Genomic DNA, 13,440 nt, shown 5'->3' on the forward strand with positions numbered 1-13,440 from the left:
AAGATTGGAACGTTCAAGCAGGCTCTAACGACCTAAAAATGTCGTTCACTGATAACTTCGGTCAAGCACAAGAAATCGACATCAGCGCAAAAGCGGGTGACGACATTGAAGAGCTAGCAACGTACATCAACGGTCAACAAGATTCTGTTAAAGCATCTGTAACTGAAGACGGCAAGCTACAAATGTTCACTGGCAACAACAAAGTGAGCGGCGATGTGTCTTTCTCTGGTGGTCTTGCTGGTGAGTTAGGTATTCAAGCAGGTAAAGACGTAACGGTTGACACTATCGATGTAACATCAGTTGGCGGCGCACAAGAGTCTGTAGCTATTATCGATGCGGCACTTAAGTATGTAGATAGCCACCGTGCTGAGCTAGGTGCTTTCCAAAACCGTTTCGACCACGCTATCAGCAACTTAGACAACATTAACGAGAACGTTAACGCATCTAAGAGCCGTATTAAAGATACCGATTTCGCGAAAGAAACGACTCAGATGACTAAGTCTCAGATCCTTTCTCAAGCTTCAAGCTCGATTCTTGCTCAAGCGAAGCAAGCTCCGAACTCGGCACTTAGCCTACTAGGTTAATCGATTAAAAAGCTACGTTGACTATAAGCGTCAACGTTAGGCTTCCACAAATTAGCTCGTGGTGAGAGATGAGCGCTAAACAGACCCAGCTTCGGCTGGGTTTTTTATTGCCTGCAATTTGGAGAAGGTGTATTTGAAAAAGTGCAATGTTGGTAAGCAGGAGCAAAAGCGAGATTCCCTATCGCGTTCGTTCCTCACTGTAGGGAATGACGGGGTTGGGTTGTGGAGACTGTATAGCTGCTTTGGCAAGGTTAGATCGAGTAAATAATTACTCAGATTCAAACAATAGTTTTCAATCGTCATTCCAGAATCGAGTAGAACGAGGTATCAGGAATCTAGTTTTTTGAGGAAGGAGTTTGTTTCGTTCTTATCTACCACTGTAAGGAATGAAGAGTGAACCATAAGCCAGTGAGGTAATTAACCGTCATCCCAGAATCGAGTAGAACGAGATATCAGGGATCGGCTTTGGTTTTTATGTGCAAGGCAACACTTATAAATGAGCGAGGATACGAAACTTTAGCGAATGCCGCTCTATTAATTGAAGCCTGATCACACTTTTCTTTGTTGTTGAAAAGAATACGAAAAAAATCGCATTTTTTATTAAAGCTTCTAATTAAGGGGCCGTTAAAGGGATTGAGAGAAATGATATGTACCAATGTAAGGTGAGAGAGACACTGGTGCATAAACAAATTGACATGTATTTGTGTGAGGTGAGAGTCACATAAGTGCATTAAAAAATGCCTAAAGGAGATCAACTATGGCGATTAATGTAAACACTAATGTGTCTGCAATGACGGCTCAGCGCTACCTGAATAGCGCGGCTGAAGGTACTCAAAAATCAATGGAGCGTTTGTCTTCTGGCTATAAAATCAATAGCGCAAAAGATGATGCTGCAGGCCTACAAATCTCTAACCGCTTAACGTCGCAAAGCCGTGGCCTAGATATGGCTGTGAAAAACGCGAATGATGGTATCTCTATTGCACAGACAGCTGAAGGTGCAATGAATGAGTCAACCAACATTCTGCAACGTATGCGTGACCTTTCTCTTCAATCTTCAAATGGTTCAAACAGCAAATATGAACGTGTTGCGATCCAAGAAGAAGTATCTGCTCTGAACAAAGAACTTAACCGTATTGCTGAAACAACTTCTTTTGGTGGTAACAAGCTTCTTAACGGAACTTACGGTAGTCAATCTTTCCAAATCGGTGCAGATTCTGGTGAGGCGGTAATGCTTTCTATGGGGAACATGCGCACCGACACTCAAGACATGGGTGGTAAGAGCTACGGCGTTACAGAAGGCAAAGATGCTTCTTGGCGTGTAGGTGCGGGTGCTGATTTAACAATCAAATACAACGATAAGTTTGGTGAAGCGCAAGAGCTATCTATCTCTGCTAAAGAAGGCAACGATATCGAAGAGCTAGCAACTTACATCAATGGTCAAAGCCAAGACGTTAAAGCGTCTGTGGGTGAAGGCGGTAAACTGCAACTTTTCGCTTCAAGCCAAAAAGTTGAAGGTGATGTTGAGTTTGGCGGCAGCCTTGCGGGCGAACTAGGTATCGGTGCTGGTAAAGACGTTACCGTTAACGATATCGACGTAACTTCTGTTGCAGGTGCAAACGAAGCAGTATCTATCATTGATGGTGCTCTAAAATCTGTTGATAGCCAACGTGCTTCTCTAGGTGCTTTCCAAAACCGTTTTGACCATGCAATCAGCAACTTAGACAACATCAACGAAAACGTTAATGCGTCTAAGAGCCGTATCAAAGATACCGATTACGCGAAAGAAACAACAGCTATGACGAAGTCTCAAATCCTACAACAGGCGAGTACTTCTATCCTAGCTCAAGCAAAACAGTCACCATCAGCAGCTCTAAGCTTATTGGGCTAAACTTACCTCGGTAAGTAGCGGTAAACTCTACTCTGGGTAGAGTTTTACTGTTTGGCTCATAAAGGAGGGAGAGTGTTATGGAAATATCATCCAACGCATCGAACATCCAGCCTTATGGCTCACCTAATGGCATTAAAATTGCAAGCGATGAAGGTAGTAGTGCGTCGAGTCTTTCGCGACTAAAAGAAGCAACATCTTATGACAAGGTAGAGAAATCGAAAGAGGAAGCTACCGAAGCGGCGATTCAATTAGCTCAACATAGACAAGAGTTAAATGATGAAGAGCGAGTCAAAATGGTGGAGAAGGTAAACGAGTTTATCTCCTCTCTCAATAAAGGTGTGGCTTTTAAGGTCGATGAAGAATCTGGGAGAGATGTGGTTACCATTTATGAGACCACAACCGGTGATATTATTCGCCAGATCCCTGATGAAGAAATGCTTGAAATTCTAAGACGCCTAGCAGCCCAAAACTCGAATAGTCGAATATTTGAGGTGAAGGTTTAAGTCGTATTATTGAGGTGATTTAATGAGTTTTGGCCCAATGGGGATTTCGTCTGGCATGGATATCAATTCCATGGTCAGCAAAATTGTTGATTCGGAGCGTGTACCTAAACAGCAACGAATCGACAATGAACGAACGCGAATCGATACCAGCATTAGTGCCTATGGAAGACTCAGAGAATCCCTTGATTCGATGAAAAACCTGATGACAAACTTTCGTCAGGAAAAAGCTTTTGCTGTGCGAACAGTGGAAAGTACCGATGAAGCGCTTGTCTCTGCAACCGCGACTACCGAAGCGATCGCTGGCAAATATGCCATCGATGTGTTGCAGCTTGCCCAAAGCCATAAAGTGGCTTCTGATGTACTGTCAGAGGACATGAAATTTGGCCCAGGTAAGCTGCAGGTTTCGCTTGGTGATGACAGCTTTGACGTGCAAGTTGGCGACAGATCGAGACTTATCGAAGTTGTTCGTGGTATCAACGGTGCAGATAGCAACCCAGGCGTTCGTGCATCTATTATCAACGATGTCGAAGGTCCAAGACTTATTATTGCCTCGAACCAGTCTGGTTCAGATCAGCAGATCAACATTAATGTTGAGTCAGATGCTGCCAATCCCTTAAAAAAACTCGAATACAAAACGCTTGAAGAACGTGTTAAAGCGCTAGAGAAAGCGCGCGTTGCTGCTCAAGATATTCTAGCTCTAACCCCTGCAGGAAAAGCCGTTGAACTCATCGATGAAGTGATCGCTAGCGATGACCCAAAGGCGAATGAAACACTCGATAAAGATGGCAATGTCATCCCTGCATCCCAAACTGATTCTACCTCCGTTGCTGACGAAGACTCTCAAAGCCTTAGCTACGGAGAACAAGCCGCCGCCGACGGCCAAGCAGCTCTTGATGCAGCTAAAGCGGCAAAATCTGTGATGCCTGAAGACAATATCCCAGGTTGGACGGAAACTGCCTCTGGTACGCTTCTTGACTCTTACTATACACCAGAACTTGAGCTTGATGAAAAAGCAATAGAGAAGGCACCTGATGTACCGGGATGGTCAAATGCTGCCTCAGGTACGTTGACGGATTCCTACGTGACGCCAAAAGAAGCCCAGCAAAAGCTTGAGGCGGAACAAGCTCGTATCGAAGAGAAGATTTCACAAGAAAAAGCGGAGTTGGCTGAGAAAGTTCAAAAAGGCGAACTCACCGCAGAGCAAGCCAAGAAAATTGAGCGTGCCAAATTAGAACCCGAAGAGCGCGAGCTCTTAGAGAAGGTCGATAAAGCGCAAGCAGACCTTGAACAAGCACAGCAATCTTTTGATACCTATAGTGGAATGACTGAAGTTCAGGCTGGCCAAGATTCTATGGTTGTCCTAGATGGTGTTGCTCAACTCTCTAGTAATAACAATGTGATTGAAGATGCCATTGAAGGTATTGATATTACGGTGAAAGGAAAAACGCCAAAAGATAAGCCGCCGGCAGAAATTGGTGTGGAGTACGACCGTAACAGTGTTCGCCAAGATATCGAATCCTTTGTGAGCTCTTATAACCAGTTCTATCAAGTGTCGAAAGACCTCGCGGGTGTTGATCCAACGACTGGTCAAAAAGGCCCGCTCTCTGGTGACAGTACAGTGCGTAACGCCGACTCCCGATTGAAAGGGGTGTTCTCATCAAGTATCGAAGGTGCGCCAGACAATCTAAAGTCTTTGACTGAATTCGGTATCACCACCACAAGACAAGGCTCGCTAGAAATCAACTACGATATGCTTGACCGTCAACTCAACAATAACTTTGATAAGTTGGGTGAGTTCTTTGGTGGCAACAACGGTTTCGCCAAAAAAGTGGAAGATGCGATTCAAGGTATCACAGGTATCACGGGTTCAATCCGTACTAGAGAAAAGAGCTTGGTCGAGCAAAACTACCGTTTGGTTGATGACCAAAGCGCGCTCGACCGCCGCATGGACAGCCTAGAGAGCCGTACCCACTCTAAGTTCACAGCCATGCAAGATGCGACCAGTAAGATGCAATCTCAGCTGGGCAGTATGATGAATGCGTTGGGCTAATAGATGAATAGCCAGCTACAAGAGCTTTGTGAACTCGATCAACTAATTATCTCTAAACTGGAATTTAGTGAAATTAATGCTGAAGAAATAACGCAGCTTGTCGATAACAGAGAACAGTTATTGCAAAACGTGCTTCAAATAATCGACTCACATCCCGACGTTAAGCAAAGTTCTGAATGGTTTGAAGCCATTACCAGAACCAGAAAATTAGTCGAATTGATGCAGTCTGAGACGAGTCGAGTAGGTAAGACCCTACATAAATACCGTCACGGCGCTAAATCAGTTCAACAATACAAAAAGTTTTTATAGAAGAGGTTTACTATGCGCGGTTCTTTACAGGCATATAAAAAGGTATCAGTGGATAGTCAGCTAACGGCTGCCTCACCGCATAAGATTGTACAAATGCTAATGGCCGGTGCTATCGAGCGTTTGATTCAAGGCAAAGCGGCAATGCAAGCAGGCAACATCCCAGTGAAAGGTGAGCGACTTGGTAAGGCTCTAGATATCATTATTAGCCTACGTAGTTGCCTATCTATGGACGATGGTGGCGATATTGCGAAAAACCTAGATCAACTTTATGAGTTCATGATCACGCAAATTTCTGCGGCAAATCACAAAAATGACCCACAGCCTATTGATGATGTTATCGATATTATTCGCGAAATTAAGAGCGCTTGGGACCAAATTCCGAACGAATATCACAACTTGACGTCCGCTGACGTAGGTATTTAAAGAAAAATTGCAGTTTTAACCAATCTCATATCCCTTAATTGGTTGGTTGCCTTATTTTTTTAATCAAATAAAATAGAAGCCATTAGATAGCCTAATGGCTTTTTTCGTTGCTGATTTCCTAAATTTGTCCACGTAGACCATAATCATTGATACTTTTCTCTGTTTTATCGATTACGTCGCTCACCGTTTTTCCGCATCGCACCAAAATAAAGGCAATAATTCCTACTTATGCAAGGTTTGGCAAAACTGCTTGTCGTCGACGATAACGCTCAAGATCGTCACAATTTAAGCACAATATTAGAGTTTGTAGGAGAGAGCTGCGAAGTAATCAGCTCTGAACAAGCACGTAAAGTTGACTGGTCACTACAGTGGGCCGGCTGCATTATTGGTACCATTAAAGGTAAAGGCTTCAACGCATTACTGAATGAGAAGCTTGTTCACGCCAATCACATCCCTTTACTGGTGATTGGCAAAAACAATCACCCGGTTGACGAGTTGACTAACTATGTTGGTGAGCTTGAACTTCCTCTTAACTACCCGCAATTAAGTGATGCATTAAGACACTGTAAAGACTTCTTAGGCCGCAAAGGTGTTCAAGTTGTGTCTTCGGCACGCAAGAACACCCTGTTTCGCAGCCTAGTAGGACAAAGTGCTGGCATTCAAGAAGTACGTCACTTAATTGAACAAGTCTCTTCTACGGAAGCGAACGTGCTAATTCTTGGTGAATCTGGTACAGGCAAAGAAGTCGTAGCGCGTAACATTCACTATCACTCTAAACGTCGTTCAGGGCCTTTTGTTCCTGTAAACTGTGGCGCGATTCCACCTGATTTGCTTGAAAGTGAACTGTTTGGTCATGAGAAGGGCGCATTTACTGGGGCGATTACCGCACGTAAAGGCCGTTTTGAATTGGCTGAAGGTGGCACACTGTTTCTTGATGAAATTGGCGATATGCCGATGGCGATGCAAGTTAAGCTGCTACGAGTACTGCAAGAGCGATGCTTTGAGCGTGTAGGTGGCAATAGCACCATACAAGCTGATGTTAGAGTGATTGCGGCAACCCACCGCAACCTTGAAGATATGATCGACGATGATTCGTTCCGTGAAGATCTTTACTACCGCTTAAATGTATTCCCGATTGAAATGCCGGCGCTTCAAGATCGTAAAGAAGATATTCCACTGTTGCTTCAAGAGCTGATGACTCGAATGGAAGCGGAAGGCAGCATGCCTATCTGTTTCACGGCTCGTGCTATCAACTCTTTGATGGAGCATTACTGGCCAGGTAACGTTCGTGAACTAGCGAACCTGGTTGAACGAATGGTTATCTTGTATCCAAACAGCTTGGTTGATGTGAATCACCTGCCAACTAAATATCGATACAGCGATATCCCTGAGTTCCAGCCAGAGTTTAATAGCTTTGGATCTGAAGAGGAGCAAGAGCGTGATGCACTTGCTGACTTATTCTCAGAAGATTTCAGTTTTGATCAGCAAGATGATATTGCCGACAATGCTAATGCGCCTCAAGAGTTACCGCCAGAAGGGGTTAACTTGAAAGAGCTACTCGCGGATATGGAAGTGAATATGATCAATCAAGCGTTGGAAGCGCAGGGCGGCATTGTTGCTCGTGCTGCTGACATGCTTGGAATGCGTAGAACCACTCTGGTTGAAAAAATGCGTAAATATAACTTGCAGCGATAGTGTCCAGTTTTCGATGAAAACGAAAAACTAGCACACACTTTTTAGCTATTTGGTAACTCTAGCTAAGTGAACAGATAAACCATAGTCGAGTTGTTGCTTGCTTAACTATGTGATAAATATAGCAAATAGCCTGACTCGTGTTGTACGTCTCAGGCTGTTTTAGTATTTGAGGCAAATTTTTGACATGCGCGTATCTAACGAACCAGAAAATCAATCACACCTAGATTCTGTTGAACAGCAGGTTGAGCGCTATAAGCAAGTACTCGACGTGATGCCAGCAGGGGTTATCTTGTTAGATACACACGGCGAAGTGAGAGAAGCGAACCCTGAAGCGCATCGTATTCTTGGTGTTGAGTTGGTTGGCGAGAAGTGGTTTTCAGTGATTCAAAGTGCCTTTGACCCAAAAGACGATGACGGTCATGAGATCTCATTGAAGAACGGGCGAAAAGTGCGTTTGGCGATTTCAGCCTCTACCACGGGTCAGCTGATTTTGATTACCGATCTGACCGAGACCCGACTATTGCAGTCTCGCGTGAGTGATCTTCAGCGTTTGTCTTCATTAGGTAGAATGGTGGCCTCGCTTGCCCATCAAGTGCGAACGCCGCTTTCAAGTGCGATGCTGTATGCATCAAACCTTGCCGCGCCAAATCTGCCGCCGGCAACAAAAACGCGTTTTCAATCTAAGCTTATGGATAGATTGCATGACTTAGAGAAGCAAGTGAACGACATGCTGTTGTTTGCCAAAGGTGGTGACAACAAAGTCGTTAAGCCATTTACTGTGGCTGAATTGATCACTGAATTTCACCCTATGGTGGAAGCGGCATTGAAAACTAACCAGATTGATTATTGCCAAGAAGTTGAGGGCGAACAGACTCAAATGTTCGGCAACGCCAATGCTATCGCCTCAGCGTTAAGCAACCTAGTGTTGAACGCGGTTCAAATTGCGGGTAAGGAATCGCAGATCGATGTGTTTTTTAGGCCCGTAAATGGCGAGCTTAAGATATCAGTGCAAGACAGTGGCCCCGGCGTACCGAAAGAGCTTCAAGGTAAAATAATGGAACCCTTCTTTACCACTCGTTCACAAGGTACAGGTCTAGGCTTAGCGGTTGTACAAATGGTATGTCGAGCACATGAAGGCCGACTGGAATTGATATCAGAAGAAGGCGACGGCGCATGCTTTACCATGTGTCTACCGCTTGAAAGAAGTGCTTCTTCTGAAGACTAATAAGTTTTAACTGAATTTACACTGGAGAATCCTATGGCTCAAAGCAAAGTGTTAATCGTCGAAGATGATGAAGGTCTACGCGAAGCCCTTGTCGACACACTCGCGCTTGCTGGCTATGAATGGCTGGAAGCGGATTGTGCGGAAGATGCTCTGGTCAAATTAAAATCGAACTCCGTTGATATTGTCGTATCTGACGTGCAGATGGCGGGCATGGGTGGCTTGGCACTATTGAGAAACATTAAGCAGCATTGGCCAAATTTGCCGGTATTGCTAATGACAGCGTACGCCAACATCGAAGATGCCGTTGCTGCAATGAAAGAGGGCGCTATCGACTATATGGCAAAGCCATTTGCGCCAGAAGTGCTGCTCAACATGGTCAGCCGTTATGCGCCTGTAAAGTCGGATGACAACGGCGACGCTATCGTTGCCGATGAGAAAAGCATCAAGCTAATGATGTTGGCTGATAAGGTGGCTAAAACCGATGCCAACGTCATGGTGTTGGGACCAAGTGGTTCTGGTAAAGAGGTCATGTCTCGCTACATTCACAATGCTTCTAGCCGAAAAGATGGCCCGTTTGTCGCGATTAACTGCGCGGCGATCCCAGACAACATGTTAGAAGCGACCCTGTTTGGTTATGAAAAAGGCGCATTTACTGGCGCTATTCAAGCTTGCCCGGGGAAATTCGAGCAAGCGCAGGGCGGTACAATTCTGTTGGATGAGATCAGTGAAATGGATCTTAGCCTACAAGCCAAACTACTGCGTGTTTTGCAAGAGCGCGAAGTTGAGCGATTAGGTAGTCGTAAGAGCATCAAATTGGATGTTCGTGTATTAGCGACCAGTAACCGAGACCTTAAACAGTATGTTTCTGAAGGGAATTTCCGTGAGGATTTATACTATCGTTTGAATGTATTCCCAATTTCTTGGCCTCCATTGTGCGAGCGTAAAGGCGATATTGAGCCTTTAGCCAAGCACTTAGTCGAGCGCCACTGCACCAAACTTGGTATGCCTGTACCGGTTATGTCAGCACAAGCGATCAGTAAACTCGTCAATTATCCGTGGCCGGGCAATGTTCGCGAATTAGACAATGTGGTACAGCGTGCGTTAATATTGAGCGAACAAGAGAACATCTCTGGTGAGCATATCCTTCTTGAAGGTGTCGATTGGCAAGACGCAAGCAGCCTACAACAAATCGTCGAAGGCACTGACGTAGCTGCGCCAGAAATCAAGCCTATTGCCGAAGCAAACCCAATCAATAAAATCGCGGCTAGCAGCGAAGGGCTAGGTAATGAGCTTAGAGATCAAGAGTATGCGATCATTCTTGAAACCCTGATTGCATGTAATGGTCGACGCAAAGATATGGCTGAAAAACTGGGTATTAGCCCTCGTACACTGCGTTACAAGTTGGCTAAAATGCGCGATGCTGGAATAGATATCCCAAACTGAGGATAGATTAGTAGTGTCAGCTTTCTGACTAGTGTAATACGATATCTAGTCAATTTAATGTGTGGCACGCTAATTGCTCTGTCAATAATATAGCTAAATAGATGGTCATAATTTTGACTCCTGAGGTAGTAGATGAGAATAGATGGTTTACAAGGCGAAATGCAGGCGATGATGGTCGAAGCTGCCAGCGCGCGTCCCGCAGCAACGGGGCAAGCGGTCGGTGCAGATTTTGGCAACATGCTGACTAATGCCATCAATAATGTGAACTCATTACAAAAGACCTCAGGTGATCTTCAAGCTCGTTTTGATAGTGGCGACCAAAGCGTATCCCTATCGGACGTGATGATTGCTCGTAATAAATCTAGTGTGGCTTTTGAGGCGACGATCCAAATTAGAAATAAATTGGTCGAATCGTACAAAGAGCTGATGAATATGCCGGTATAAGTTGGGTAGTTAAATAGTGGCAGATAATAGTCAAACAACAGATTTAACCGTAAGCGATAGCAACGACCACGCACTGATTGCAGGCTCTGAGCTAGACGGAGAAGGGCAAAATCCCGATCTAGGTGAACGCAGTTCATCGAAGTTCGATATGGCTGTCGGTGATCTCGATTTACTTCGTCAGGTCGTCTTAGTCCTTTCTATCTCTATCTGTGTAGCGCTGATTGTGATGCTGTTTTTCTGGGTAAAAGAGCCAGAAATGCGTCCATTAGGGGCTTACGAAACAGAAGAATTGATCCCCGTTCTTGATTACTTGGATCTGCAAAAGATCCAGTACACGCTTGAAGGCAATACCATCTCAGTACCGGCGAGTGAGTACAACTCATTAAAGCTTAATATGGTACGAGCGGGTTTGAATCAAGAGCGAAACGCGGGTGATGACATCCTCATGCAAGACATGGGTTTTGGTGTATCACAACGTTTAGAACAAGAACGCCTTAAATTAAGCCGCGAAAGACAACTTGCCAAAGCCATTGAGCAGATGAAACAGGTGCGTAAAGCTCAGGTTTTATTGGCCCTGCCGAAGCAGAGTGTTTTTGTACGTCATAATCAAGAAGCCTCTGCTTCTGTATTCCTAACTCTAAAAACAGGTACTAACCTCAAGCAGCAAGAAGTTGATTCTGTTGTGGATATGGTGGCAAGTGCCGTTCCGGGAATGAAAACCTCACGTATTACGGTGACCGATCAGCATGGCCGATTGTTGAGCTCAGGCTCTCAAGACCCTATGTCAGCGGCGCGTCGTAAAGAACACGAGTTAGAGCGCAATCAAGAACAAGCGCTGCGTGAAAAAATTGACTCCATCCTGATTCCTATTCTTGGGTTTGGTAACTACACCGCTCAGGTTGATATCCAGCTCGATTTCAGTGCTGTGGAGCAAACCAGAAAACGTTTTGATCCGAATACACCGGCGACTCGAAGTGAATACACCTTAGAAGATTACAACAATGGAAATACGGTGGCGGGTATTCCGGGTGCGTTGAGTAACCAGCCTCCAGCGGATGCCTCAATTCCACAAGATGTGGCTCAGATGAAAGACGGCGCGATGACAGGTCAAGGCTCTGTTCACAAAGAAGCGACTCGAAACTTTGAGCTAGACACCACCATCAGTCATGAACGTAAACAGAGCGGCACGGTTAATCGTCAGACGGTTTCTGTTGCGATCAAAGACCGCCAATCCTTGAACCCAGATACGGGTGAAGTGGTTCATACGCCAATCCCGGCGAGCGAAATCAATGCGATTCGCCAAGTACTGATTGGTACGGTGGGCTTTGATGAAACTCGTGGTGATTTGCTCAACGTATTAAGCATGCAGTTTGCACCTCAAGTAACAGATGTTGTTGCTGATGTGCCAATCTGGGAGCATCCAAACTTCAATGATTGGGTTCGTTGGTTTGCAAGTGCCTTGGTTATCATTGTGGTGGTGTTGGTACTTGTTCGCCCTGCAATGAAGAAACTGCTTAACCCAGCAGCAGACAACGATGAACAGATGTACGGACCTGATGGCATGCCAATTGGTGCCGACGGCGAAACCAGCTTAATTGGTGGTGATATTGAAGGTGGTGAGCTGTTTGAATTTGGTTCAAGTATCGACTTACCAAACCTTCATAAAGACGAGGACGTGCTGAAAGCAGTACGTGCACTTGTAGCGAATGAACCAGAGCTAGCAGCTCAAGTAGTTAAGAATTGGATGGTAGATGGCTAACGAAATAGTTCCACAACAAACTGAAGGCGGTGAAGTGCTTGATGTCTCTAGCGTGGATATCGGCTCTATCTCAGGCGATGAGCGCGCTGCGATCTTGTTGCTCAGTTTAAATGAAGAAGATGCTGCTGGTATTATTCGTCACCTAGAGCCAAAGCAGGTTCAGCGTGTGGGTAGTGCGATGGCGCAAGCTACAGACCTATCCCAAGAGAAAGTAGGCGCTGTGCACCGTGCTTTCTTAGATGATATTCAGAAGTACACCAACATTGGTATGGGCAGCGAAGACTTCATGCGTAATGCGTTAGTTGCTGCTCTGGGTGAAGACAAGGCGAATAACCTTGTTGACCAAATCCTTCTCGGCACAGGTTCGAAAGGTTTGGATTCGCTTAAGTGGATGGATCCTCGTCAGGTGGCGAGCATTATCATCAACGAGCACCCTCAAATTCAAACTATTGTGTTGTCGTACCTCGATGCCGATCAATCGGCTGAGATCCTGTCTCAGTTCCCAGAGCGAGTTCGTCTGGATCTGATGATGCGTATTGCCAACCTTGAAGAAGTTCAACCTTCGGCGCTTGCTGAACTGAATGAAATCATGGAGAAACAGTTCGCGGGTCAAGCGGGTGCTCAAGCTGCCAAAATTGGTGGCCTGAAAGCCGCGGCTGAGATCATGAACTACATGGATAACAACGTGGAAGGCGTCTTGATGGATCAAATCCGTGACCAAGACGAAGACATGGCAACACAGATTCAAGATCTGATGTTTGTCTTTGAAAACCTTATTGAAGTTGATGACCAAGGTGTTCAACGACTACTACGTGATGTTCCACAAGATATTCTACAGAAAGCACTTAAAGGTGCAGATGAAGGTCTACGTGAGAAGATCTTCAAGAACATGTCTAAACGTGCTGCCGATATGATGAGAGACGATATTGAGGCGATGCCGCCAGTCAAAGTCTCTGATGTTGAAGCGGCTCAGAAAGAGATTTTGGGTATCGCGAGGAAGATGGCAGACAGTGGCGAAATTATGCTGTCTAGTGGCGCCGACGAGTTCCTTTAATACAGAAATCTCAAAAGCCCCACACTGTTGGGGCTTTTCTTTATCCAATCTCGAACCACAGAT

12 protein-coding genes are annotated in these 13,440 nt (G+C 45.2%); all 12 read left to right on the forward strand.

Going from position 1 to position 13,440, the window contains the following annotated elements:
• On the forward strand, positions 1 to 584 hold a 584-nt coding region (locus tag AB4517_RS01685; RefSeq protein ID WP_372147797.1), incomplete at its 5' end, for a flagellin.
• Between the two features lie 757 nt (positions 585 to 1,341).
• Positions 1,342 to 2,472 carry a flagellin gene (locus AB4517_RS01690; protein WP_372147798.1) on the forward strand — a complete coding sequence of 377 codons (1,131 nt, stop codon included), beginning with the start codon at positions 1,342 to 1,344 and terminating at the stop codon, positions 2,470 to 2,472.
• Between the two features lie 77 nt (positions 2,473 to 2,549).
• Positions 2,550 to 2,975, forward strand: coding sequence for a flagellar protein FlaG (gene flaG, locus AB4517_RS01695; protein ID WP_017066380.1), 426 nt, complete (start codon positions 2,550 to 2,552; stop codon positions 2,973 to 2,975).
• A gap of 22 nt (positions 2,976 to 2,997) precedes the next feature.
• On the forward strand, positions 2,998 to 5,025 hold the full coding sequence (gene fliD / locus AB4517_RS01700; RefSeq protein ID WP_372147799.1) for a flagellar filament capping protein FliD: 2,028 nt from the start codon (positions 2,998 to 3,000) through the stop codon (positions 5,023 to 5,025).
• A 3-nt stretch (positions 5,026 to 5,028) separates the two neighbouring features.
• Complete coding sequence (locus tag AB4517_RS01705) at positions 5,029 to 5,334, forward strand: flagellar protein FliT (RefSeq protein ID WP_017060688.1); 306 nt, start codon at positions 5,029 to 5,031, stop codon at positions 5,332 to 5,334.
• Between the two features lie 12 nt (positions 5,335 to 5,346).
• Entirely contained in the window at positions 5,347 to 5,757 is a 411-nt protein-coding gene (gene fliS / locus AB4517_RS01710) for a flagellar export chaperone FliS (RefSeq protein ID WP_004736194.1), read from the forward strand.
• 228 nt (positions 5,758 to 5,985) lie between these two features.
• A complete protein-coding gene (locus AB4517_RS01715; protein WP_017064122.1) occupies positions 5,986 to 7,452 on the forward strand; it encodes a sigma-54 dependent transcriptional regulator in 1,467 nt (488 codons plus the stop codon).
• Positions 7,453 to 7,636: 184 nt separating this feature from the next.
• Positions 7,637 to 8,677 carry a PAS domain-containing sensor histidine kinase gene (locus AB4517_RS01720; RefSeq protein WP_017060686.1) on the forward strand — a complete coding sequence of 347 codons (1,041 nt, stop codon included), beginning with the start codon at positions 7,637 to 7,639 and terminating at the stop codon, positions 8,675 to 8,677.
• Between the two features lie 33 nt (positions 8,678 to 8,710).
• Entirely contained in the window at positions 8,711 to 10,120 is a 1,410-nt protein-coding gene (locus AB4517_RS01725) for a sigma-54 dependent transcriptional regulator (protein ID WP_017064121.1), read from the forward strand.
• Positions 10,121 to 10,252: 132 nt separating this feature from the next.
• Positions 10,253 to 10,564, forward strand: a complete 312-nt coding sequence (gene fliE, locus AB4517_RS01730; RefSeq protein ID WP_017060684.1) for a flagellar hook-basal body complex protein FliE — start codon at positions 10,253 to 10,255, stop codon at positions 10,562 to 10,564.
• Positions 10,565 to 10,580: 16 nt separating this feature from the next.
• A complete protein-coding gene (gene fliF, locus AB4517_RS01735; RefSeq protein ID WP_017064120.1) occupies positions 10,581 to 12,323 on the forward strand; it encodes a flagellar basal-body MS-ring/collar protein FliF in 1,743 nt (580 codons plus the stop codon).
• Complete coding sequence (gene fliG / locus AB4517_RS01740) at positions 12,316 to 13,377, forward strand: flagellar motor switch protein FliG (RefSeq protein ID WP_372147800.1); 1,062 nt, start codon at positions 12,316 to 12,318, stop codon at positions 13,375 to 13,377. The genes fliF and fliG overlap by 8 nt, the downstream gene beginning before the upstream one ends.
• The last annotated feature ends 63 nt before the right edge of the window (positions 13,378 to 13,440 follow it).

The sequence above is a fragment of the Vibrio sp. 10N.222.52.C3 genome, from assembly GCF_041474195.1.
In the GTDB taxonomy this organism is placed as follows: Bacteria; Pseudomonadota; Gammaproteobacteria; order Enterobacterales; family Vibrionaceae; genus Vibrio; species Vibrio crassostreae_C.

Excerpts from the sequence above, each read along its gene's own strand:
- AB4517_RS01690 (WP_372147798.1), top strand. The coding sequence starts at position 1,342 with ATGGCGATTAATGTAAACACTAATGTGTCTGCAATGACGGCTCAGCGC.
- flaG (WP_017066380.1), top strand. The coding sequence starts at position 2,550 with ATGGAAATATCATCCAACGCATCGAACATCCAGCCTTATGGCTCACCT.
- fliD (WP_372147799.1), top strand. The coding sequence starts at position 2,998 with ATGAGTTTTGGCCCAATGGGGATTTCGTCTGGCATGGATATCAATTCC.
- AB4517_RS01705 (WP_017060688.1), top strand. The coding sequence starts at position 5,029 with ATGAATAGCCAGCTACAAGAGCTTTGTGAACTCGATCAACTAATTATC.
- fliS (WP_004736194.1), top strand. The coding sequence starts at position 5,347 with ATGCGCGGTTCTTTACAGGCATATAAAAAGGTATCAGTGGATAGTCAG.
- AB4517_RS01715 (WP_017064122.1), top strand. The coding sequence starts at position 5,986 with ATGCAAGGTTTGGCAAAACTGCTTGTCGTCGACGATAACGCTCAAGAT.
- AB4517_RS01720 (WP_017060686.1), top strand. The coding sequence starts at position 7,637 with ATGCGCGTATCTAACGAACCAGAAAATCAATCACACCTAGATTCTGTT.
- AB4517_RS01725 (WP_017064121.1), top strand. The coding sequence starts at position 8,711 with ATGGCTCAAAGCAAAGTGTTAATCGTCGAAGATGATGAAGGTCTACGC.
- fliE (WP_017060684.1), top strand. The coding sequence starts at position 10,253 with ATGAGAATAGATGGTTTACAAGGCGAAATGCAGGCGATGATGGTCGAA.
- fliG (WP_372147800.1), top strand. The coding sequence starts at position 12,316 with ATGGCTAACGAAATAGTTCCACAACAAACTGAAGGCGGTGAAGTGCTT.